This is a genomic window from Psychrobacillus sp. INOP01 (assembly GCF_018140925.1).
GTDB lineage: Bacteria > Bacillota > Bacilli > Bacillales_A > Planococcaceae > Psychrobacillus.
In genome coordinates this window covers 3,264,211-3,288,840 of the sequence record NZ_CP073315.1, presented here as the reverse complement: position 1 = coordinate 3,288,840, position 24,630 = coordinate 3,264,211, and the positions used below count along the sequence as shown (strand labels likewise).

Below are 24,630 nucleotides of genomic sequence, written 5' to 3'. Positions count from 1 at the left end.
CCACACAAAGAAACCTTCGTTCTTTTGTATAGGGATGAAATTCTTTTCATGGTACCACCCTAGTTCGTAGCGCAACCGCTACCTCGCAGATAACAGGCAATCGCCCACTATCTATTTATAACGAGAGTAGCTAAACTACACCCGGAAGTATCTAAAAGGTTTCCCGTTCAACACTTCACTCCGAGGGGATGTCGCTAAAGGTTGTATTGCCGGTTCCCACCACACTGGCTCTCTGTAAATACAAGATTCCTTTAACTTTTGCCTCATCAATGATTTATATATTTGGTTTTTAAATCAAATTCGCCTTGGCGTATTTGCGTTCAGATTTTTATCGAACTTATTCGATAAATTCCTTTAAGAAATCTGTAACATCCGCCGGTGGCCTAACTTAATTCAGCAAATCTTTTATTGCTGAATTCAGTTAGATTTTCATTACTCCACCAGTACTTGCTGATGTTACTAGCTTCGAATATCTTGCTAAATAGCCTTTTTTAATCTTAGGTTCAAACGGTTTTAAGTTTGCTTGTCTGGAAGCTAATTCCTCATCATTAACTTGTAAATCTATCGTTCTATTTGTTAAATCAATAGCGATAACATCATCATTTTGTACTAAAGCAATCGGACCACCATCTGCAGCTTCCGGAGAAATATGTCCTATAGAAATTCCTCGAGATGCTCCTGAGAAACGACCATCCGTTATAAGAGCCACTTTTGTTCCTAATCCACGACCTTGAATTGCAGAAGTTGGTGCAAGCATTTCTGGCATCCCTGGTCCACCTTTTGGACCTTCATAGCGGATAACCACTACATGACCTGCTTGAACAGTACCTTCATCAATTGCCTCTTGCGCAGCTTCCTGTGAATCAAACACAATCGCTTTTCCAGTGAATTCTTTAATAGAAGGATCCACCGCACCTACTTTGATAACTCCACCCTCTGGAGCAATATTTCCGAATAATACGGATAATCCTCCTACAGGACTATATGGGTTTTCTTTTCGGCGTATGACTTTATCATTAGTAATCTCTGCTTCTTTTACATTCTCATAGAGTGATTTACCAGTAATCGTTAGACGATCTGGATGAACAGCTCCAGGAATCTCACAAAGTTCTTTTATAATGGCACTAACTCCTCCTGCTAGATGTACATCATGCATGGAGTAATCAGATGCTGGCATAATTTTTGATAAGTAAGGAATACGCTTAGCGACTTCATTGATCTCTCTCACGTCGTATTCAATTTCAGCTTCGTGTGCAATTGCTAATGTGTGGAGAACAGTGTTTGTTGAACCACCCATTGCCATATCAAGCGCAAATGCATCATCGATTGTTTCTTTTGTTATTAAATCTCTAGGCTTCACATCTTCTTTAATCATACGTACTAGATGATGTGCCGCTTCTTTAATAAGGCGATGACGTTCGTCAGATGTTGCAATAATCGTTCCATTACCTGGAGGCGTCATTCCCAGCATTTCCATTAATGAGTTCATGGAGTTAGCTGTGAACATTCCTGAACATGAACCACATGTTGGACATGCATTTTGTTCAATATCAAGTAGTTGCTCCGCTGTCATGCCACCAGACTTATAAGACCCTACCCCTTCAAACACTGATGTGAGTGAAAGTTGTTTCCCATCGGCTGAAGTACCAGCTTCCATCGGACCACCTGAAACAAACACAGATGGGACATTCGTTCTTACTGCTGCCATTAGCATTCCTGGTGTAATTTTGTCACAGTTTGGAATATAGAACACTCCATCGAACCAGTGGGCATTAATCACTGTTTCAGCTGAATCCGCTATAAGCTCACGGCTCGGAAGTGAATATCTCATCCCGATGTGACCCATCGCTATTCCATCGTCTACACCAATTGTGTTGAACTCAAATGGAATTCCTCCAGCTTCACGAATTGCTTCTTTCACGACCTCCGCGAATTTGTTTAAATGCATATGGCCAGGAATAATATCTATATAGGAGTTACAGACACCGATAAACGGTTTATCTAAATCTTTCGTCTTGACCCCAGTTGCGTAAAGCAAGCTTCTGTGTGGGGCGCGATCGACGCCTTTTTTAATCATGTCACTTCTCAATTCAATCGCTCCTATACTTACCGCTTATGTAGCGTTTAGCTATTGTGAATTTTCTCACAATATTTAATATATTGTTGATATCATATCGCCTTTGAAATGCCGCGTCAACACCCTTTTTGTTAATTGTCAGTTATTTTTGAATATTCTTTTTGTTTGTAATCGCTTACATCTGCGATATATCGCATTTTGCAGGAATGAAAAATAAATTTGAACTTTTTGTTAAAATGACGTGAGTATGGAAGATATGTGAGTGGTTGAGGAAGTGAAGAGGAAGAATCTTACGTGGTGATTATGTATCCCTGAACGGGGAATCGCAATTTGTTTGGGGCAAATCGCAAATCTGATTTCACGAATCGCAAGTTACTCGGCTAGAATTGCAAATTGAAATGTAAAACCCCATTCTCAACTAAGAGAAAGGGGTATCTATTACCACAAATTAGGTTTTGCAACCATGAACCAAAGCATGATTAGTAATAATATAATATATTTCCACACGGCAGACTTTAATTTTTTTATGAGTGTAACTAGATCAATCGATCCTGCTTGGAATTCCCGTATATTTGGTTTAAATGCTCTTGCTAGAAACACAATAGAACTCGCCATCACTACAATCGTCATAATCACCCACGAGGTTGTCCATGGCCAATTTCCCTGCCATACAAGAAGAATCCCCGAGCCAACAAGTACATGACCTGCGTGTTTGACAAGTCGAATTGCTGCTTGAAACACTTCTAGTGATGTATCTATCATTTCTTTATTTTTATCTTTCATCCTATTTAATAAAGGAAATAGAACAAAAAATGGTCCAATTGATAATACTGCACTAATCACATGTATGAAAATAATGAATGTATACATTTCTAAACAACTCCCTACTGCAAGTATACTTGATTCTCATCGAAAACTTTGTGACGAGTTCTAGAATCTTAAATGATAATTTCAAGCAAAAATAAGGGCACTCCCTAGTTTCATTTTATAATAAGTAAGGTGTTCCCTAAAATAGAATAAGGTATTTTTCATGTATTGTGGTAGACACTTTTCATGGCTTAAATGGTTGTGTCTTGGGATAATTTGAGGAAAAAATTTTGCGCAACGTTTGCTACGTTATACGCAATGTTTTTCGTGTTTGCGCAACATTACGATCTGTTCTCACAACATCGTGACCTTTTTGCGCAACTTTCTCGTTTTACGCAACTTTTAATGCCGTATACGCAATGTTTTTCTTGTTTACGTAACATTACGATCTGTTCTCACAACATCGTGACCCTTTTGCGCAACTTTCTCGTTTTACGCAACTTTTAATGCGGTATACGCAATGTTTTTTGTGTTTGCGCAACATTCCATGCCATTCTCACAACATCGTGACCCTTTTGCGCAACATTACAGATAAATTCACCCTACTCCGCTTCACATTCACAAAAAACGACTCCTATCAAATAGGAGTCGTATCTCTTAAAGTTTAAAATGACTTACTTCGTTCTGCAGTTTCTCGGCTAAATCAGCTAGAGACTGGGCGTTGGATGAGATTTCTTCATTGGCTGCTAGTTGTTGTTCAGTTGCTGCGCTTGTGTCGCTTGCGCCGTCTGCAGCATGTGTTGCCAGTGTTTGGACTTGTTGTACACTTTCTGTTACCGAACTAGCCATTTCTTGGATCTGACTTATTGCGGTTGTGACAGATTCTACTTTTTGTACGACATCGTCTACGCTTGTTTCAATTTGATGGAAGACATTTAAAGATTCAGTTGTTTTTGCCAGACCTTCTTCTACTTTATCTCCACCTGAAGTAATAGCTTTAACTGCGGAACTGGATGCTGCTTGGATCAGCTGTACCATTGATGCGATTTCGGAAGCTGAGTTTTTTGATTGCTCTGCTAGTTTTCGCACTTCTTCTGCAACTACTGCAAAGCCTTTTCCGTATTCCCCAGCGCGTGCTGCTTCAATTGCTGCATTTAATGCAAGCAGATTCGTTTGATCGGAAATGTCTGTAATCAGAGACGTGATATTTTGGATTTCATTGGAATGCTTCGCCATGTTTTTCATGATTTCTGTTGTTTCATTGAAAGTTGCATGAATGGTATCCATTTGACTAGCTACATTCGTTACGACGGAGGATCCTTGTGTAACAAGTGATCGCACACCATCAGTAGCTTTTAACATTTCACCATTACTAGAAGCAATTTGTGAGACTCCTTTTTGTAAGCCTGTCATAGATTCCATAGAGGCATTCATTTGTCCCACTTGTTCTTCACTTGCTACCATTTGAGCTTCTGCAGATTTTGCGACCATCTGAGAGGAAGCAAGGCTTTCTTCAGAGCTTGCTGAAAGTTCTTCTGCATTTGCTGCTAGCTGCATCGATGAATCGCGGACACCAGACACGATTCGTTGTAAATCATTCGACATTTTGTTGAATGTTGATGCCATATCGCCAACTTCATCTTTATTCTTAATAACAATCGGTTCTATCGTTAAATTACCACCTGCAATTTCTGCAAGACCATTTGTTACTTTCTTAATAGGTCTAGCTATACTTCTACTTATGAAGTGAGATACAAGGACTCCTACTACAACACTAAGAATCGTTAATATTAATGTGACAATATTAGCGGTTTTTACATATGTAATTAATTCGTCTTTTGTTTGATCAACTTCATTTTGTTCAGCAGTTTTTAGTTCCACTAATATATCACTAATCCCCAGGTTAAGCTGAGTGGACTGAGCTGCGAACTTTGAGTACATACCGTCCACCTTTTTTAATTCAATCATTTGATTGTTTGCTTCAAAAAGTTGTTTGGATTGCTCCTGTAGTTTTTCTACTAACTCTATTGAAGCAGAATCGTTAAGACTACTAGCTAGAGATGTTGTAATCTCCATTACCTGATTATAATTGTCTTCTAGTTTCTCTACAGACGATAGTTTATTGAACATTAAAAACTCTAGCACAGAAGTCGACATTTGCTTTTGAATTACTTCCACTTTCTCGACAAGTGATACGCGTTCCATTTCCTCATCGATTAATGAATCATATCTATTCGACACATCATATGTTGTCCACATAGACATGACACTCGCAATTATTAATAAAATAAGTACTGCTGAAAATCCACCCCATAATTTCTTAGAAATTGATAGTTTCATTATTATCCCCTTTTCCACTAGTTGCTACGTAAATATAATTATACAAGCTGAAAGTTCACTATTTTTATTTTCGAAATATTGTAATTATTAGGCAATAAAAGACCCTAAATCCAGCTTGTGATTTAGAGTCACTGTAATTTATAAGTTAAAATGACTTACTTTATTTTGTAGTTTCTCTGCTAAATCTGCTAGAGATTGTGCATTGGATGAAATTTCTTCGTTTGCAGCTAATTGTTGTTCAGTTGCAGCACTTGTATCACTTGCACCATCCGCTGTATGTGCTGCAATTGTTTGTACTTTCCCGGCACTCTCTGTAACAGATTGAGCCATTTCTTGAATTTGTCCAATTTCAGATGATACTAATTCTACTTTTTGAACTACATCTTCTACACTAGTTTCTATTTCATTAAATACATTAAGAGATTCCGTCGTTTTTGCAAGACCCTGCTCTACCTTATCTCCACCAGTTGATATAGCTTTAACTGCGGATCCAGAGGCAGATTGGATTAATTGAACCATTGACTCGATTTCAGAGGCAGAATTCTTCGATTGCTCCGCCAGTTTACGTACTTCCTCTGCCACTACGGCAAATCCTTTACCGTATTCTCCCGCACGAGCAGCTTCAATTGCAGCATTTAATGCAAGTAAATTCGTTTGCTCAGAAATATCAGTAATAAGGGACGTAATGTTTTGAATTTCGTCCGAGTGTTTAGCCATGTTTTTCATAATTTCCGTTGTTTCTGTAAATGTTGTATGAATTGTTTCCATTTGGTCAGCCACTTCAGAAACGACCGAGGAACCTTTTGTTACAAGTATTTTCACGCTAGCCGTTGCTTGTAGCATCTCATCGTTACTTGAAGCAATTTCTAATACACCTTGTTGTAAGCCTTTCATTGAATGCATGGATGAATCCATATGTTTCACTTGTTCTTCACTTGCAATCATCTGCTCTTCCGCAGACTTCGCTACCATTTGAGAGGATGCAAGACTTTCTTCTGAGCTTGCAGATAGTTCTTCCGCATTTGCTGCTAATTGCATAGAAGAATCACGAACACTGGATACAATTTGCTGTAAATCATTCGACATTTTGTTAAACGTCGTCGCCATTACACCGACTTCATCTCTATTTTTAATAATGATCGGCTCAACTGCTAAGTTACCCTTTGCAATTTCTTCCAGTCCATTTGTAACCTTTTGAATTGGTTTAGAAATCGATTTCCCAATAAAATAAGAAATAAAAATACCAATAATAATTGCTAATATAGTTAGAATAATTAATGCTATCGCTGTTCTATTTTCAAATTCTTCTAACTCTGCTCTTGTATCTGCCATATTTTCTTCTTGAATTTTTTTTATTTCATCTAATATACCAAGTACATTAGCATTAATCTCTGAAGAATCTGCTGCATATTGTTCAAATGGTTTATTTGCCGATTTTAACTCAATAATCTTATTGTTGCTTTCAAATAACTTCACTGTTTCCGTTTGAAGATCTTTCATCAACTTAGCAGATTCTGCATCTGTAGCTTTTTCGATTAAAGCTCTTGCAGCAACTGAGCCTTTCTCTATTTCAGCATCAAACTTATCCACAGCATCTCTCTTACCAAACATAACAAACTCTAATACTGCAGTTGCCATATCTTTTTGAATCACTATAATTTCTTCTACTAGATTAATTTTAGTTATATCATTATCCAATATGTCCTTATATCTGTCCGTTAATTTATTTGTTCCACTTTGAGTAAGAACACTAGTTATTACTAGTAATAGTAGAATTGCACTAAAACCAAACCACATTTTCTTTGAAATCGTCAATTTCATATATATCACCTTTTTCCTATCCCGCAAATTTTCATATAATACTAATGTAACTATATCATTATACATAAGTTAAGGGTATTTGGACATATAAAATTTAGATTATTCCAGCAAAATATCCTATGCCATATAAAACGACATAGGATATACAGATTTAACTATATTTTAAAGTGACTAACATTATTTTGTAACGCTTCTGCAAGATCTGCTAGTGCCTGCGCATTGGACGATATTTCTTCATTTGCAGCAATTTGCTGCTCCGTTGCAGCACTTGTGTCATTAGCACCATCTGCTGCCAGTGTTGCGAGTCTTTGAACTTCTATCGCGCCTTGTGAAACAGACTCCGCCATTGCCTGAATTTGTTCAATAGCTGCCGAAACCGATTCCACTTTGAAACCAACCTCTCCAACTGCTTCTTCTATGCCTTGGAATACTGTTAAAGATTCCTTTGTTTTTGCGATACCGGCTTCTACTTTCTCGCCTCCATCTGTAATAGCATGAACTGCATCTCCTGAAGCACTTTGAATTAGTTGAACCATAGAGGCTATTTCTGTTGCAGAATTCTTAGATTGCTCTGCAAGTTTACGGACCTCATCCGCTACAACTGCAAAGCCCTTGCCATACTCACCAGCCCTCGCCGCTTCGATGGCTGCATTTAAAGCTAATAAATTGGTCTGTTCGGATATATCTGTTATTAAAGCAGTAACTGTTTGAATATCATTGGAATGCTTCTCCATATTTTTCATAATAATTGTCGTGTCATTAAACGTTGTATGAATTGTATCCATCTGCTTAGCAACATCTGATACAACATTAGAGCCTGTGTGGACTAGTTTTTGTACATCTGTTGCAGCCTGTAGCATTTCTTCATTGCTGACAGAAATTTGACCGATGCCTTGCGATAGCTCTGTCAATGACTGGACCGATGAATCCATATGCTGCACTTGCTGTTCACTCGATACCATTTGAGCTTCCGCAGATTTCGCAACCATCTGTGTGGACGCTAAACTTTCTTCTGAGCTTGCCGAAAGTTCCTCTGCATTAGCAGCGAGCTGCATAGAAGAATCTCGAACCCCCGAAACTATACCACGCAGGTCTTTAGACATCGTATTAAATGCTGTTGCCATTTCGCCTACTTCATCTTTATTTTTAATTACTATAGGCTCTACAGTTAAGTTTCCAGTTGCAATTTCTGTAAGGCCTGCGGTAACACGTTTTACTGGTGCTGAGATGCTTCTACTGATGAAATATGATAAAAGAACACCTATTATAACTCCTAATATAGCTAGAGAGCTGACAAATATTCTTGCAAAAACCTCATAACTTGAAAGCTCATCTCTTGTTGTGTCCATATCGGCTTGTAAAAACTGTTCAATCTCTTCTAGTATTTTTAGCGCAGCAGTATTCGTTGTTTTCGCTGATGCTGTAAATTTATTGACAGCTGAAGTATCACCATCTATTTTCGCCTTGATCGCGTTTGCATTAATAGAAGCAAACATATTATTTTTCTTTTCTAATTCCGTGATCATTTCTAACGTCTCTGGTGAAAACAATTTATTGCGCAATTCAGCAGTTAACTCATTTGTAATTTGCTGATTTTCCTCCACACTTTTCCTTGCTGCATCTGTATTAAATAGTAAATAATCCATTAATGCGTTAGCTGTATCTTTTTGAGATATCTCAATATCCTTTACAAGATTCACTTTAACAGCTCGATCGTCTAACAAAAATTGATATTTCTCACTATTATCGATTAAAGTCATGACCGATAAAATCGATACGGCAATTAATAATACTAAAATAGCAACAAAACCAAGCCACATTTTCTTAGCAATAGTCCACTTCATAAATATTCCCCCTGGCTACTTATCGGACAGTTAATGATTTAAAACGATTGAATGAAACAAAATGTTCTTTCCAATAAGAGGATTCTAAACTCGCCACTTCTACGCCTTTTGTCCCCGCATGGATAAACTTGTTCTCACCTAAGTAAACTCCCATATGAGAGATTCCTTGTTTATATGTATTTTCAAAAAACACTAGATCCCCTACTACCGGAACTGCCACATTAGCAGTTTGTGTAAAATAACTTTCACTGCTTTGTCTCGTAATATCTAACCCTACTTGTGCATGAATGAAATAAATAAATCCACTACAATCAAATCCATCCATTGTATTACCTGCATATAAATAAGGAATACCCTCTAGAAGTTTCGCTAAATCTATTAGTAAAGAATACACAGCTTGTCCTTCAGTAGATAATTTTTTTGCTTGTTCCGCAATTGGTGCAATAGTTAGCTGTTCATCTTTCACTTGATCCAGTTCAACTACTGTTTCCTGTTTTGGAATATTAGTAACTATTACGGGTTTAGGAGCAACCACTTTTGTCGGTACTTTAGTCGTAACGGTTGGCTTTTTCACGACCAATTTCTGTTTAATATAAATACTATCTTTAGAAAGCTTATTCCATGAGCGGAGGTCATTGATAGTCACCTTATTTACCTTGGCTATTTTCGTTAACGTATCCCCTTTTTTAACTTCATACAATGTGTTAGCACTTGCAGCTGATGCAAATGAAGTAAGTAAAACTGTTACTATTAGCACTTTCTTGAACATATAGACCCTCCTTCTATTTAACTACTTAATAATTAATCTAATCATACCATTTCTATTAATCAATCACATTATAATTTTCAATTAATTTCCCGGGGAATATTAACTCGTAATTAAGTTGGAAATATGCGAAAATATTAATGTGAATGAGTATTCACTCATAAGTGGAGAGGGGGAGAATAAATGAAAGAGACATGGCAACTAATTGAAACTACAATTAACGAGAACCCAGCACCAATTCAAAACGAAAATGTACGCTATGAGTTTAACTTAACTGGGGATAATGCATGTGAGAAACAGTTAATCCTATCAAATGGAACAGCAAAAATTACTGATGATACTACAACAAAGGCAGATTGCAAGCTAACATTGAGTTCGAAAGACTTTATGAAACTACTAGCTGGTGATTTGAATAGCACTACTGCATTTATGTTTGGGAAGTTGAAGGTGGATGGGAGTATTGGGTTGGCGTTGAAGTTGGAGGGGTTGTTGAAGGAATATCGGTTTTAGGGGTAAGAATAACCCAATGATACTTTCTCATTGGGTTAAGAAATTTATATTTGAGTATATACAACTAGTTGTGGATGAATAGAGTCAAACCATTTCTTATATGCTGGGTAAAGTGATTGTTGGATCACTTCTTGTTTTTCCTGAGACTTTTCAAATATACCATCTAACTTCTCAGCTGCAGCTATAACTTCATTGAAGCCAAGAATGGATTTTTTTACTTCCATATTCTCATGAAAAATAGTAGTTAAATCATCGTTCACTTGAATAAGCTGAACAAAGGAAGAAAGAATATCACTCAACACAAGGTCACCTTCTGTCTTCGAGTAATCTGAAAAACTAGCAACAACATATTCAAATGCTTCATCAACATTCTGAAGCATTGTTGTATATTCTCGAACTAATTGTACTTGATCTTCTGTTAAAGTTGTCATTTTAATAACTCCAATTCATAGGTAAATACAAAACCGGCAAGAGCATGAGCTAATGCCGGTTTGTTTACTTTTTCTTATCGTAAAAAGTGCCGTCTCGGAATACCTGGTTGTATGGATCCATATACGCATGGACAGATACTTTCTTTTTTTGTTGGTCAGAAATATCTAAACGTATATCTTTCATATACACCTTTAATTTCGCTTGAAGAATTTTTTCTAACGGAAGAAGCTCTTGTCCAAAAGACCTTTCTTCATCTGTAAAAGGTTCTTGGATGGACGATTGTAATACATCACGTTGGTTTAATAGATCCTCTATTTGCGCAATAATAGCATCTCGTTTTTCTTCTTCTCGCTCATCTAAAATACGTACCAACTGTTCCGTAACATTTCTCCAGGTTTTTAGGCTCTCTCGAATCATACTTCACCCATGGAGCCGTATTGTTTTTGACGATTTATTTGAATTACTTGTTTCCATGTATCACGAAATTCCGTTGTCAGTCCATATACTTCATCCACAAGAGCAGCATCATTGTTTATATTTGCTTCTACCAAGCGATTAATCATGTATTCATATAAACTAGACATTGATTGTGAGATAGTTTGTGATGGATCAAGAGTAATCATTAACTCACGTAAAATATTTTGAGCCTTTTGGATATTCGTATTTTTCAACTCAATATCTTTTGTTTCTATTCCTTTTTTCGCTTGGTTCAAAAACTTCAAACAGCCATTATATAGCATAAGTGTTAGCTCACCCGGTGTAGATTGAGTAACACTATTTTGTTGATAGGCTTGATATGGGTTATTCACAGCCATAATAACACTCCTCTTTTTAGTAACGATTGTAGCTTATTTATTATTGTCCGCCGCCAAATGCACTCATCAGATAGGAAGATTGGCTATTCGCGCGTAGTATTGCAGATTCCATAGCCGAGAATTGTTTATAATAACGACTTTCAACCATTTCTAAGCGAGCTTCAAAACGGGTAATTTGATCATCGTAGCCTTTTAATGTACGTCCAAGTGAGAAAGTAGTGTTTACCGCTGTATCCGTACCAGCTTTTTCAATAACTTTCTTACGCGTATCATCTAAAGTAGCTATTAATTTTCTAGCCAATCCTTTCTCTGAATCCGTAGCACCATCCGCTGCAAAAAGTTCATACACCTGGTTAGGATCATCTGAAATTGCTTTACGCAACTTCTCTTCATCAATCACTAATTTCCCGTTGTCCATATAGTTACTAGAAGTTGTAATACCAATTTCACTTAATCTATCTGCACCCGTTACTCCTCCAACAGCTGAATTCAACGCAGTACGCAATTGACTTAATGCACTAGAAATAACACTATCATTCCTTAGTGTTCCACTTTTCGCTTTTTCTTCCCAAAGTTCGATTTCTTTTTCTTTCATATCCGCTTTTTGCTCAGTAGAAAGAGGTTGGAAATCTCTATATTTTTTCTCACGAATCTCACTATTTAAGTTTTCGATCAACTTGTTATATTCATCAACAAATTTAGTAACTGATTCAAGAATTTTACCAGTGTCTGGTGCTGAACTAAAAGTAATATCTGTATTATTAGCTTTTTTTAAAGTGACTTCGAATCCATTTATTAGGAAAACATTGGATTGTCGTTGAGTTTCTAAACCGTTAAAAGTAAATTTGGCATTTTTGCCATCCGTTCCTCTTGATGCAGTTGCTGCTGCAACATTATTGGTATCCATTTGCATAAAATATTTTGCAAAGTCACCACTGAACTCTATTTCATTAGAACTATTTTGCGAACTTCCACTATTTTTTGCGGTAATCGCTATCTTTCCAGTAAAGCTATCAAAAATAGCTGTTACGCCTGAATTCTTATTAATATCGTCCAAAATACTCTGCATAGTAGAGTTTTCATCTACTTTCACATCATAACCTTTTGTATCTAAATTCCCATCTTCTTTTATCGCTTTAATATTGAAGGTAGTTGGTACATTTATCGTAGGCTTTATTTCTTTTAAAGTTTTTTTCAAATCTGCTTCCGAATTAAGCACACGACCCGAACTTTGCATGGTTGCAGATTCGGCTAGCTGTTCAACTTTGATTTTACCAGTAAAGTCACTTGTAGAGTTCACATTTCGAACACTAATATCGTCAGGGGCTGAACTAGTAACCGTTTTTTGTATATAAGTAGATTGACGTAATAATGTATCGTTAGTTAAATTACGAAAATCAAATAGTTTTTTATTCGCTGATCGATAATCATCTCTTTGCCATTCCATGTATTGCTTCTTTTGCATTATTTTATCTAAAGGAATGCGCTGTGCCTTCATCATATCTTTTATCATTGTTTCAGTATCCATGCCACTTGCTAATCCAGTTATACGCACGAAATCACCAACCCTTTATATTTTCTTATCTACAAATAATCCGACAAAATCACACATAGCCGCATACATATCCAACAGTTTTTTGGAAGGAATTTCTCGAACGACTTCATCTGTTTTTGAATTTATCAATGTCACATAATAGGTTTCCAACTCATCATGATACTTGAATCGTAATTCGGTGTTGGTTGTCTCCAAAAAGTTATTCATACTATCTGCCATTTTTTTCGCTTTTTCAGCAGGTAAATACTCTTGTTCAGCATTTTCCTTTGAAAGTGAGTTATTTTCACTTTCAGTAGAAACGGGTAAAACTGGTTCAACATCAGCTGTTTTTACAGATGTATTTTGTGGAATATTTACAACAGAATCAGAAATTCGATTGACCATACGGATCTTGCCCCCTTGTTGATGTATATATCTTATTGTTTATATCGGTTCGTTAGAAATTATCTTAATAAGAAAGGATGATAAATTAAAAATCTCATAAAAACAAAAACCGGACTCCCGAGTGCTAGTAGGTTTCAATGTCCGATTTTTGCTATTATATGTCTTATTTAATTCTTATGCCCAGATGGCTACCTGATTCTTCCGCATCTGTAAGATTAGTATCTAGTTTATATTCTTTCAACTCACTTGATAATAGTGAAAAAATATCACTGTTAACAGTAGTGATATATTGCAAATTTAGTTCTAATAACCGTCATTTCCACGATCTCCAAGTCTTCCACATGGCAAAGCATTTGTAAAATCTTCTTTGTTCTTATGAACCATTACTTTTTGAATAAAAAGACTCAAATGCAGTTCGATTCATTTCGTTCAGCATACTTTTATTACACATGTCATACCACTCAATATTCATACCAATTTATGCCTCTTTTTAAGTTTAGTCGATTTTTCTTTGTACTATTACATGCATTTATACCATTTTTATATCAGTCACTTATATTCTATTACAAAAAAAGAACATACGTTCAATTCACTTTATCATTTGTCTACTCATCTCGTCTAACTTTTGTTCAATACGATTAATATGCTCCTTCATATCTTGTTCTTGCTCAGAAATATCAAGTGTACCTGGCCTAGGTAATAAAGATATGAACCTAGCTAGTGAAAGAAGAGTCATAAATAAACCAATTAATGCTTGGAAATGAAGAACAATCGTAGCTAATAATGTCCAAGTAGTATTATCCAAATTACTAGTGTAACTCACCATCGTTAGAAAACTAAAATAAATAAGAATAAAAGGATTTAGGTTCTCTAGTGAGGTATCAAAAGAAAATTGAAATACCACATATGTCGTAGCAAACCAAAAGATAATTTCAAAAAAATTATGTACAAGGGCTATTGTCATTCTCCTATATCCTACAAGAGTATAACTAGTTGGATTCTCATTTCTAAAAGGATGAACAAGCAAAACATTAAGTTGATAAATAAAAATTTCAAATACTCGAATAAACCCATAAATCATCAAGCAATATGATAAAAAGTGCGGAACTATTTGCAAATAGACTAAATACACTGAAATAATTGATAGAAGCAAATTTCCGATTACCCAACTATCTACAAACCAATACTTTCTTCTTAATTTAGGTAATAAAAATCCAACCAAAGCAAAAAGTGATAGTTTTTCAAAAATAGTTAATATAAACACCCACATTGGAACTAAAAACGATTGATTCTTCGTTTTTTTTTTCTCCACCATAACAACACTCCTAGTAATTTTTAATCCATAACATTACAAAAAACTAATGAATTTGCCTATCAGTAGTTATATCGTCACTTCACGGCTAGTTTGAACCTATATTTTCCATTAGCCATATGTTAAATATGGATATATCTTCTTACTGTGATGAAATACCATAGTTTTTTAATCAATTTATTTAGCAGATCACTGTATTACGAAACAAGAAGGACGACCGCCTAGGTTTCAATGTAGTGGGCCATAAAAATTACGTGTACAAAAATAAAAGCACGGTTGATTACTCAGCCCATGCTTTATTTTGATTACTAATGAAGAACTTCTACAGATTCTTTTGATAGTTAGTTCACTTTTTATTATAGAAAACAATATCTTCACCCACAATTGGGAATTGTGAGAGGAGGGCATTTCGAACTTCTGTTGACAACCCTAATGAGAATACTATTTAACACAGGTTCGTTTCACTGTAGTCCTCTGCATACGGATTTTACTTTAACACTTGTCATGATGATTGAGGAAGTTGTGAAGTTATTGCTGTTGAAATTGAAAGAAATCTTAATGAACAGGCATTAGCCTGATAACCCTACACTAACATTAAAAAATGACCTTTCTCCAAAAGGAGAAGGCCATTTTTTTATTAATATTAACGAAGAAGTTGTAGAACTCCTTGCGGTTGTTGGTTAGCTTGAGCCAACATTGCTTGCGCGGCTTGAGATAGAATTGAATTCTTAGTTTGGTTCATCATTTCTTTAGCCATGTCAACGTCACGAATACGAGATTCCGCAGCAGTTAGGTTTTCAGAAGATGTACCTAGGTTGTTGATTGTGTGCTCTAAACGATTTTGAACAGCACCTAGTTTACCACGTTCTGCAGATACAGAAGAGATTGCTTTATCAATTACAGCAATTGATTTAGAGGCATCTTCTTTGTTTGAGATATTCAAAGCTGCTTCTGCTTGAATATCATTTGTACCATTAGTTACTGAGTTACCAGATGTAAATCCTGCTTGACCAGCATTACCAGTAATTCCTAGAGCAGCAGAACGCATGTCATTGATAGATAAAGACATACTTTGTCCAGTGTTAGCACCAATTTGGAACTTAGTGTTAAAACCGGTACCTTGTGTACCCGCTCCAACCACTTGTTCTACGTTCCCAACTGTTGTAAATCCACCACCTAGAGAAGTAACTGGAGTTCCTGATCCATTTGCTACAGAAATGTCTTTACCTGTCTCTGAGATGAATTGCAACTTATTATCTGCATCTAAAGACGCCGTAACTTTGTCGCTCATCCCAGCTTCTTGTAAAGAAGCATTTAAGTCCTTAACTAGATCTTCCATTGCTGCTTTTGCAACATTTGCATCAGCATTTTGAGTATCATAAGTTTTAGCAATACCACTATTATTTAGTTTTACTTCTACCGCACTATCACTACCAACTGTAAATTTCAATGAATCAGTTGTGCTAATTGTTACATCGCCTGCCGTAAGTGCAGCAGTACCTTCAAGACCGTGACGTTCAATTGTAGAAGGAGTACCTTTTACTTCAGTTCCTGTCGCAGCTGCATTTGCAAATCCTAACTTAATAGCTGCATCAGCATCATCTGTTGTAACTGTAATCGAACTAGAAGTACCTGTAGATTTTGCTGTAAATTCTAAACCAGTGGCAGTTTTCTTGATATCCACTAAATCAGACAGTTTAGTCCCACCAGAAGTTACATTATTTAATTCATTAATAAAATCATCAGCAGTACCAGCAGTACCACTACCTTTATAATCTGTAGACCAATCTTGGTTTAGAACAGATGCAATATCAAAGCTAGTTCCATCAACTTTAATTGTTCCAGTAGCACCGGTAATATCAGCTGCTACAAAGTCTGTTCCGCCAGCAACTTTTGAACTTGTTGCTTGAGTAAGCTTTGTCCCATCATTAGAACCGATTCCACCATTTAGCAATTTTTGTGTATTAAACTCAGTGGTATTACCAATACGGTTGATTTCAGAAGTTAATTGGTTTAACTCATCTTGCATTGAAGAACGGTCAGCATCAGTTGCAGTTCCGTTAGCTGATTGGTTAGAAAGTTCACGCATACGTTGAAGAATATCATGAGTTTCGTTTAAAGCTCCCTCAGCAGTTTGGATCATAGAAATACCATCTTGTGAGTTTTTAGCTGCTTGATCTAATCCACGAATTTGTCCACGCATTTTTTCAGATATTGCAAGACCTGCTGCATCATCTCCTGCACGGTTAATACGAAGACCTGAAGCTAATTTCTCCATAGATTTTGATTGATTAGTAGATGCAGCGTTCAATTGACGGTGTGTGTTAAGTGCTGCGATATTGTGATTAATTCTCATTATTAGTTCCTCCTTGGAATATGTTGCTCACTTCCTTGTGAGCAGTGTTTTGTTTTGTATGAGACAAGAGAACCGAGCCGGCCGGACCCCGTTTTTCTTGCTTACATAGATAGTATCGGAATGTTTTTCCATTGTTTAATAGTTTTATAAATTTTTTTGAATATTTTTGTCGATTTATTAAATTGTTATTTTTTAGGTTTGAAAATGTCGATGTTTTTTAGTACTGCTTCTGTATTAGAGTTAGACACATCCTGTCTTAATTCGCCACGAATTACATCAATACTTCTAGGTGCTCTAATTCCCACTTTTACTTGTTCTCCTTTTACTTCTGAGATTACGATTTCGATGTCTTCCCCGATCCAAATCGTTTCCCCAGCTTTACGGGATAGTACTAGCATATGATCACCCCTTTTGACTTTCTGATGAGATAAGATGACGAATACTGTACTCTTCATTGTTTAAGATTAATTGTTTAGCTTTATTATTGGATGTGTTGAGAATAATAGGTGCTTTTAAGTTTATTGTCGATTCGGCTATCGTTTCTTTCAACGATACAATTGCAAAAACAGCAACCTCTTTTTGTTCTTTTATTTGAAGCGCAAATACCGTTCCTTCGTCTAATTCAATATTATAGTTTACCGTGATTTTATAAGGATTTGTGACAATGAACGCCAAGGCTTCTGTTTGAACAGATTGCAAGACAGTAAACTCCTCATTGTCTTCTATGGGAAGTAGCACGAATTCTTTTTCAGCTTCGAACCCTGGTATTCCATGGTCGAATTTAAGTATTTCTGCAGTATTAATCTCTACTTCTCCTGAATATGCTGTTTTGAGATTCATATAATTTACTCCTATCTATTTATACAAGCCAATCTATTTGGATGGACGCATGTTGTTGCATTTCCACCGTCACTTTTCCAGGTGTATAGTTGTGAATTGGCTTATTGGTTGTTGTATTATTAATCACTTGTTGTGGTTCTACTTGGATATCAATGCTTCCTGGTTCAAAGTCTACTTTTACGCTACTGTAAGAGGGCACGAATTTAATAGCTAAGCCAGAGTATGGTTGTCTTCCCGTTTGTTGAGCTTGTGATTTTATCGGATTTCCGCCGTTTTCGATTCTCATCAGTTCGGTGCCTTGCTGCGCACGTCTGACGATGCCATCTGATACACCTTGACGTCCTTCTGCAGCAAAGTCTTCTATTCTTCTTCTGACGCTTTTTAGATCGACATCTGCTCGGGCTTGCTCCGTGTCTATGGAAAGTTGTGGTTTTGTTGTTTTCATCGTTTGTATTGCTTTTGGTTGTTGTAGATCAAGATTGGCACTTGGTTGTTCAATTTGCTGAACTGGTTTTTGAATATTTAAACCGATTTGTGCTTTTGTTGAGTTTATTTGGAGTTTTGGGATATTCATCTTTTCTCACCCTTTAAAGAAAGCGTTTGGAGCATATGTCCAAACGCTTTTTATTATTAACGTAAAAAATCTGTTAGTGTTGGTTGAATAATTCGAGCACCTACTGATAATGCAGCACGATGAATCGATTCTTGGGTAATCATTTCTGTAATTGCTTTTTCATAGTCTATGTCTTCGTTAGCAGAAAGCTGTTTTGTCACAATAATTTCTTGTGCACTTAGTCTGTCTTCCATCATTTCTACTCGATTTTGACGTGCTCCGATATCTGCGCGGGCAGCTAAAACGACCTTTTCATTGTCACTTTTTAGCGTTAAATACTTTTCGAAATCCTTTCCAGACTTACTAGTATCCTTTAGATCTGCTTCTAAGCCTACCATCATCTCATCAATTTGTTGGAATATATCGAGCCCCTTTGTATTTACTGTAATTTCTACTCCATCATAAACTTCAATGTCAATATCATTATTTACACCCGGTGCTGTTTGTGCAGTTACAAAATTTGTTCCGTCATGTAAAGGTGAATTAGTATTCGTTCCCGAGAAAATATACTTGTCTCCAACTTTTGTATTACTTAAATCACGTATTTGCTCTTTTATCTGTGTTATTTCTTTTTCTACTTTTTGACGATCATCTGGTGTTAAAGTGTCGGTAGAAGCCTTCGTAACAAGTTCTTGCACACGATGAAGTGCACTTCCAACTTTATCTAAAGCATCATCTGAGCTATCTAGCCAGTTGTTAACCTCTCCTAGGTTACGTTGGTATTGTTCTACTTTGTTTAAATCAGTACGATAACCAATTCCTTTAATAGCTACAACTGGATCTTGTGAAGGACGTGTTATTTTCTTACCTGAGTTGATTTGTTCTTGTAGTGTGGACATTTTGTTATAACTAGTTGATAAGTTACGAAGCATATTACTTGATAGCATTGATTGTGTTACGCGCATATAGTTGACCTCCTATTGTCTAGACTTCAGCGCCTAGCTCCTCAAGGTCAAATGGATAAAATCTGTGGTGGCTAAGAATCGCCATCCTCGATTTTGTCCATTTGCTTGTCGGAGCTGGACGAGGCGCTTACGCTTTTCTAAATTATAATCCTACTCGACCCATGCCGTTGATAATTTTATCTAATGTTTCATCGACTACTGTAATCATTCGAGCAGATGCGTTGTAGGCTTGTTGGAATATAATCATATTCGTCATTTCTTCATCTAAAGAAACGGAGCTGACTGACGCGCGATTATTTTCTACAGTTAACTTGATAGTCGCAGAATTATAAGCCAGTCTTGCTGCTTGTTCGCCATCTACACCAAGTTGGCCAATCATAGATTGATAGAATGATTGAACTGTTGCTCCATCCAAATCTCCATTACCGTCTTGTCCATCTAGAATCTTTGACTTCATATTTGCTAGAAGTATGGCAATTGCCCCGTTTCCTTCTTCGCCTAAACTATTCGAAGCAGCTATGCTTCCAGGGTTTTTAATAATATCAGCATTGACTTTTATACCGGCTGCCCCTTGGTTAGTAACGTCAAAGAAATCCGCAATGTCAGCACTTCCAGCTAGTGGGTGTCCCTTTTCATGAATAGCATTAAAGGTTTTTGCAAACTCATTAGCCATTTTATCTAATTTTGCTAGCATCTCAGGATAGTAACCTTCTGCATTAGTGGCATCTGTACCATGCCCATATGAATTTATCAAAGATAACATTTTACCTTTGTTTAGTTCCATATCATCATATGATATTGGTCCCCCCGTAACTGCACCACTTCCAGCTAGCGTGAAGCCATTGAAAGGTTCAAAGTTATCATTTTTGGACATTCCATTTGGGGTAAGCTTACCTGCATCTTTACCGTTGATTATTTCTATACTTCCCGTTTTTGTTTTTATAGATACTTTTACAGATCCTTCAGCAATTGCTAATGAATTACCACCCGATTTTGTATATTCAATTTCAATTGGGAAGTATTGCGATAGTTCATCAAGCAAGTTATCACGAGCATCATATAAATCGTTCGGCATATAACCATTCGGTTCAATAGCTTGTATTTGTTCATTCATAGAAGCTATTTGCTTTAAAATAGAGTTTATATCATCTGTGGATGTAAGAATTTCATTTTTAATGTTTCCTTGAATATCTGAAAGTTGCTTATTGATATAGTTGAAGGATTCCGCTACGCCAATTCCTCGTTGTACAACTACTTTACGAGCTGCTGCATTTTCAGGATTTGTACTTAAATCCTGAAGCGATTTCCAAAATTGATCTAACGAAGTGTTTAATCCGAATTCGGAAGGTTCCGCCATGATGTCTTCCATTTGTGAAATTGCATTAGTTCGTGATTCCCAATACCCAAGTTTCGTCGTTTCTTGACGATACTGACGATCGATGAATTGATCACGAATTCTTTGAACAGATTGTGCTTGCACACCCGTACCAAGATGACCTGGGATTTTTGGAGCATTTAGACCTGTTCCAGGATAGCCTAATGTCGCTTCCATGTTAACTCGTTGTCGCGAATAGCCTAATGTGTTAGCGTTAGATATATTGTGCCCGGTTGTATACAGTGCGGATTGTTGCGTGTAAAGTCCGCGTTTACTTGTTTCTAGTCCCATAAATGTGGAGCCCATGGGTTCGCCTCCTTATGCTTGTGAGTCGAAGTAGGTTTTGTCTTTTGAGGGACTTTGTACTTCAGATCTCGAGTAGTTTATTTGGTCTGGCTTTGGTCTTAATGCATCTAGTGTTAAATTAACAAATTGAAGTGATTGCAAAGTTAATTTTTGATTTAGATCATTTTGGTGTTTTAATGTTTCTAATGTTAGTAATAGATTATTACGTGCTTTTGTTAGCTGAGCTTTTTCTTCGACTGTGTTGGTATTTTCTAAGACAAGTGCAACAGTTGGATTGTCAGTAGGAGCAATTCCTTTTGCTCGAAGGTAATCCGTTACCTCTGATTGACGCTGTTGTTCTAGCTGTGAAATGCCTGCTACATGTGCCTGCTCGTCCTTGAGCAGCTGGTTTAGACTGTCCATGTCCCCCGTTTTGATAGCTTCTGTTTTTTTGTATGCAACCTCTAGCAAGCTTTTGTGAAACATATCTAGTTTAGTTAGTGATTGCAAAATGTTAACGATGGACATGTTTGTAAGCTCCTTTTTATCCCGGTTTAACAGGCTGTAATATTTTTATAAACAGCCTGTAAATCCCCGATTGTTTCAACTAACCATCAATGGAATAGTGATTTCAATTGATGGAAGTTTCACTTTATAGGCGATAGTAATTTAGGATGTTCGATGCTAGTTTCTTTGCATCTACTTTGTAAGTTCCTGCATCGATATCTGCTTTGATGGCGGCAACTCGTTCTGCTTGTTTTACTTCAACAGGCGATTTTGTTTGCATGCTTTTAGCAGCAGACGATATTTCCAACTGATCTGCAGTAGTTTTAGTTGTGTTTTGTACTTTTTCAGCTTGCTGTTGATTGCGTTTGTATGGATTAATCTGGTTTACACCAACATTTGTGATTTTCATATAATTTCGTCCTCCCCTCTTCTTTTCGAAGTGTCTATATCTTATTTCGGCACGAAATATGAAGTGTTTAGAGTAATTTGAACGATTTGTATGGAATAGGTCTTGGGAATTAAAGGATCTATTGGAATTGGAGTGTCTTTTGGTGGGGCTTGAGCGGAGTTAATGGAAGGTTATGTGGTGAATATGCGGATTTATGTGGTAGTCATTGTTCCTTATGTGGTAGTTAGGTAAGTTTATGTGTTGATTTGGTGTGTTTATGTGGTAGTTAAGTTCTTTTATGTTGCAGTTAGGATTGGTTTAGATAAAGTAAAAACTCCCACACGAGGTGAGAGTTATTTCTTCTTGTTATCTGAATAGTAAGTACCACTTTCTCTTTCGGAAACTTTTTCTCGGAATTCTTTTGCTGCGTCAAATTGGCGAAGTCCAGATTGTAAGTCATCTACGCAAGTTTTGCATAGTTTCCCTGATTGTGTGATTTTCCCACAGCTGTCGCACGGATAGCCTAGGTTTGGGAACATGGCTGGTTGTAAACGGTTTTTGCGTACCCATTTATGTAGTAGTGACTCTTCCACGCCGGTTGCTTCTACAATCCGCTCCACAGTTGCTGCACGGTTTTCGCGCTTACGGAGGAAGCGGTATACTACTTCGTATAATTTTTCTTCGTTCATTGCGCAATTGTTACATACTTCTCTAAGTCCCGTATAGTTAAAAAAGTCGCCGCATGACGGACAATTTTTTAGTTCACCCATGTTGTTACCTCCAGATTATATTCTCTTACTTTATATCGGCAAGTTAGCCTTTTATTAAAGTGATTGCGTCGACACTTTTGGCACCTGCATCCTTTAAAATCTTCGCTGCCTGGTGAATGGTTGCACCTGTAGTGTAAATGTCGTCGAATAAAATATAATTTGTTGCCTCGATTGTTTGGAATGCATCGAACAGATTTGTTGTTTTTAAACGGTCCCTTTTTGTTTTCTTACCTTGAGATTCAGATTTAGTTTTAATGAGTAATTGTTGATAAGAAATTTGTGCTGCATTTAGCAGCTCCTCGACTTGTGCGAAAGTGCGTAGTACTAATTTTTCTGGATGCATGGCAATCGGGACAACAATACCTTCCTTCGTCTGACATGCCTGTTGCAGCTTGGGAGCAAATACTTTTGCTAATGCAACGTCTTGCAGGAATTTATATTGGAGTAAGTATTCTTTCATTGGCTCATTGTAGGTGTATATACAAAAGACTGAGTCGACTGCGCCTTCATAAGGAGTTCCTAGAAAATCCGTAAAATCAATGGTCGACTCTGATATTTCAAATTTATCGAAGCATCTTGAGCAAGTAGAAGAGTCTAGCTCGTATAAAAAAAGCTTGGACCAGGTTGGCGTAGATTGATAAGAAGCGCCGCAAATTAAGCAGGTCATGAACGATTCCACCCTTCTATCGCATCCTGTGCTTTATCCATTTCTATACTAATTCCATGGTGAAAGAACACAATATCTCCATCTGGATACTGCGCTGATCTACCGACTCGTCCACTTATTTGAATGAGCGCACTGGAGGTGAAAATCGGTTGCTCTGCACCGACTACGGCTACATGGACATTTTCAATCGTTACCCCTCGTTCTAATATGGTTGTTGTTAATAAGCCAGGTATTTTCTTTTCTCGTAATAGCATGACTAGTTCTTTCCTATCTGGATGCTCGGCATGTACTCTTGGTAACTCTCCTGGGAAGTTTTCTAGCATTTTAATAGTAGGGAGAAAGATGAGAAAAGGCGTCTTCGTTTCTATTTTTTCATTTATCCACTTTTGTAGTTTAGAAGGGATTTTCCCTTTTTTCAGTTGCCTTGCGTATCCCCAGAGACTATCGAATCGTGGTACTGGAAGGTCTTGGCCGTGATATCTTCTTGTGAGAATGGATTGGTTGGTTGTTTTTAATAATTTAGTAGGAGTGGCTGTTACATAATGAATGGCAGCGTGTTGTTTAGCGGCTTTTGAGACTGCTTGTTGGAGTGTTTCGTCTGCGTAATAGGGAAAAGCATCTGCTTCATCGACGAATAGGACGTCGAAGGCTTGTTCAAATCGATAGAGTTGATGGGTTGTGGCGAGCACTAATTCGGCAAAACCTTGTTGGTCAGGTGCACCTCCGTACAGTGCGTGAATTGTTGTGTTTGGGAAGACTTTTTGAAAGCGAGGGAATAACTCTAAAATAACATCGGTTCTCGGGGCGGCAACGCAAACCCTTTTCCCTGCCTGTAAGCTTGCAAATATGGCTGGAAATAGGAGCTCTGTTTTTCCTGCTCCACATACAGCGTGGACTAAGTGTGACTGATTTTGTTCGACACTTGAAAGTAGTTCTTCACTTGCCTTTTGTTGAAGTGGAGTTAGCTGGCCGCTCCATGCAAACATATGAATGTTCACGCCGTGAGCATGCTGCTTGTCCCAAAGGAGTAACTCCGAACAACTGCTCACCCGTCCCATTCGTATACAGTGGCGGCAATAGGTACAAATTTTGTTACAGCGTGCACAGTTGAATGAGTGAAATAAGGATTGGTTCGTATTGTGGCATCTGTTGCAGACACTCTTCTTTGATTGCCAAAAAAGGACGGACTGTGTAATTGTGTTGATGCCAGGCTTTAGGTGGATGTGACCGGAGTCGATGTGGGCGTCGATGACTTCGCGTG

General features: G+C 37.1%; 24 protein-coding genes. 1 reads left to right on the top strand and 23 read right to left on the bottom strand.

Annotation, left to right across the window (positions count from 1 at the left end):
• Positions 1-421: 421 nt before the first annotated feature.
• From ilvD to KD050_RS16095, 6 genes are all read right to left on the bottom strand, one after another.
• Complete coding sequence (gene ilvD, locus KD050_RS16120) at positions 422-2,089, bottom strand: dihydroxy-acid dehydratase (RefSeq protein WP_211893351.1); 1,668 nt, start codon at positions 2,087-2,089, stop codon at positions 422-424.
• 426 nt (positions 2,090-2,515) lie between these two features.
• Complete coding sequence (locus tag KD050_RS16115; protein ID WP_211893350.1) at positions 2,516-2,947, bottom strand: hypothetical protein; 432 nt, start codon at positions 2,945-2,947, stop codon at positions 2,516-2,518.
• A 594-nt stretch (positions 2,948-3,541) separates the two neighbouring features.
• Positions 3,542-5,224: a methyl-accepting chemotaxis protein gene (locus KD050_RS16110; RefSeq protein WP_211893349.1), complete on the bottom strand. Its 1,683-nt coding sequence runs from the start codon at positions 5,222-5,224 to the stop codon at positions 3,542-3,544.
• Positions 5,225-5,362: 138 nt separating this feature from the next.
• Positions 5,363-7,045, bottom strand: a complete 1,683-nt coding sequence (locus tag KD050_RS16105) for a methyl-accepting chemotaxis protein (protein ID WP_211893348.1) — start codon at positions 7,043-7,045, stop codon at positions 5,363-5,365.
• Positions 7,046-7,200: 155 nt separating this feature from the next.
• The gene (locus KD050_RS16100; RefSeq protein WP_211893347.1) at positions 7,201-8,889 is read right to left on the bottom strand and encodes a methyl-accepting chemotaxis protein; all 1,689 of its coding nucleotides are present in this window, start codon (positions 8,887-8,889) and stop codon (positions 7,201-7,203) included.
• A 19-nt stretch (positions 8,890-8,908) separates the two neighbouring features.
• Positions 8,909-9,658, bottom strand: a complete 750-nt coding sequence (locus KD050_RS16095) for a C40 family peptidase (RefSeq protein ID WP_211893346.1) — start codon at positions 9,656-9,658, stop codon at positions 8,909-8,911.
• A gap of 180 nt (positions 9,659-9,838) precedes the next feature.
• Between KD050_RS16095 and KD050_RS16090 the strand changes: the two genes are divergently transcribed.
• The gene (locus KD050_RS16090; protein WP_211893345.1) at positions 9,839-10,165 is read left to right on the top strand and encodes an SCP2 sterol-binding domain-containing protein; all 327 of its coding nucleotides are present in this window, start codon (positions 9,839-9,841) and stop codon (positions 10,163-10,165) included.
• Positions 10,166-10,209: 44 nt separating this feature from the next.
• On the opposite strand, the gene KD050_RS16085 is transcribed toward KD050_RS16090, so the two are convergent.
• The 17 genes from KD050_RS16085 to KD050_RS16005 form a co-directional block, all read right to left on the bottom strand.
• Positions 10,210-10,596: a DUF8042 domain-containing protein gene (locus KD050_RS16085; protein ID WP_211893344.1), complete on the bottom strand. Its 387-nt coding sequence runs from the start codon at positions 10,594-10,596 to the stop codon at positions 10,210-10,212.
• 64 nt (positions 10,597-10,660) lie between these two features.
• Positions 10,661-11,014, bottom strand: coding sequence for a flagellar protein FliT (locus KD050_RS16080; protein WP_211893343.1), 354 nt, complete (start codon positions 11,012-11,014; stop codon positions 10,661-10,663).
• Entirely contained in the window at positions 11,011-11,412 is a 402-nt protein-coding gene (gene fliS / locus KD050_RS16075) for a flagellar export chaperone FliS (protein ID WP_211893342.1), read from the bottom strand. Before fliS ends, KD050_RS16080 begins: the two co-directional genes overlap by 4 nt.
• 40 nt (positions 11,413-11,452) lie before the next feature.
• Positions 11,453-12,967, bottom strand: a complete 1,515-nt coding sequence (locus KD050_RS16070) for a flagellar hook-associated protein 2 (protein ID WP_211893341.1) — start codon at positions 12,965-12,967, stop codon at positions 11,453-11,455.
• Positions 12,968-12,982: 15 nt separating this feature from the next.
• A complete protein-coding gene (gene flaG / locus KD050_RS16065) occupies positions 12,983-13,351 on the bottom strand; it encodes a flagellar protein FlaG (RefSeq protein ID WP_211893340.1) in 369 nt (122 codons plus the stop codon).
• A gap of 589 nt (positions 13,352-13,940) precedes the next feature.
• The gene (locus tag KD050_RS16060) at positions 13,941-14,666 is read right to left on the bottom strand and encodes a hypothetical protein (RefSeq protein ID WP_211893339.1); all 726 of its coding nucleotides are present in this window, start codon (positions 14,664-14,666) and stop codon (positions 13,941-13,943) included.
• Between the two features lie 640 nt (positions 14,667-15,306).
• Positions 15,307-17,019, bottom strand: coding sequence for a flagellin N-terminal helical domain-containing protein (locus tag KD050_RS16055; protein ID WP_211893338.1), 1,713 nt, complete (start codon positions 17,017-17,019; stop codon positions 15,307-15,309).
• Positions 17,020-17,204: 185 nt separating this feature from the next.
• Positions 17,205-17,417, bottom strand: a complete 213-nt coding sequence (csrA, locus tag KD050_RS16050; RefSeq protein WP_211893337.1) for a carbon storage regulator CsrA — start codon at positions 17,415-17,417, stop codon at positions 17,205-17,207.
• Positions 17,418-17,421: 4 nt separating this feature from the next.
• Entirely contained in the window at positions 17,422-17,859 is a 438-nt protein-coding gene (fliW, locus tag KD050_RS16045) for a flagellar assembly protein FliW (protein WP_211893336.1), read from the bottom strand.
• A gap of 19 nt (positions 17,860-17,878) precedes the next feature.
• On the bottom strand, positions 17,879-18,433 hold the full coding sequence (locus KD050_RS16040; RefSeq protein WP_211893335.1) for a DUF6470 family protein: 555 nt from the start codon (positions 18,431-18,433) through the stop codon (positions 17,879-17,881).
• 56 nt (positions 18,434-18,489) lie between these two features.
• Positions 18,490-19,377: a flagellar hook-associated protein FlgL gene (gene flgL / locus KD050_RS16035; RefSeq protein WP_211893334.1), complete on the bottom strand. Its 888-nt coding sequence runs from the start codon at positions 19,375-19,377 to the stop codon at positions 18,490-18,492.
• 142 nt (positions 19,378-19,519) lie between these two features.
• A complete protein-coding gene (gene flgK, locus KD050_RS16030; RefSeq protein ID WP_211893333.1) occupies positions 19,520-21,058 on the bottom strand; it encodes a flagellar hook-associated protein FlgK in 1,539 nt (512 codons plus the stop codon).
• A gap of 12 nt (positions 21,059-21,070) precedes the next feature.
• Complete coding sequence (locus tag KD050_RS16025) at positions 21,071-21,565, bottom strand: flagellar protein FlgN (protein ID WP_211893332.1); 495 nt, start codon at positions 21,563-21,565, stop codon at positions 21,071-21,073.
• 124 nt (positions 21,566-21,689) lie between these two features.
• On the bottom strand, positions 21,690-21,953 hold the full coding sequence (gene flgM, locus KD050_RS16020; RefSeq protein ID WP_211893331.1) for a flagellar biosynthesis anti-sigma factor FlgM: 264 nt from the start codon (positions 21,951-21,953) through the stop codon (positions 21,690-21,692).
• A 332-nt stretch (positions 21,954-22,285) separates the two neighbouring features.
• Positions 22,286-22,702, bottom strand: a complete 417-nt coding sequence (locus KD050_RS16015) for a TIGR03826 family flagellar region protein (RefSeq protein ID WP_211893330.1) — start codon at positions 22,700-22,702, stop codon at positions 22,286-22,288.
• A gap of 43 nt (positions 22,703-22,745) precedes the next feature.
• A complete protein-coding gene (locus KD050_RS16010) occupies positions 22,746-23,369 on the bottom strand; it encodes a ComF family protein (RefSeq protein WP_211893329.1) in 624 nt (207 codons plus the stop codon).
• Positions 23,366-24,355, bottom strand: coding sequence for an ATP-dependent helicase ComFA (locus KD050_RS16005; protein ID WP_370627101.1), 990 nt, complete (start codon positions 24,353-24,355; stop codon positions 23,366-23,368). Before KD050_RS16005 ends, KD050_RS16010 begins: the two co-directional genes overlap by 4 nt.
• Between the last annotated feature and the right edge of the window lie 275 nt (positions 24,356-24,630).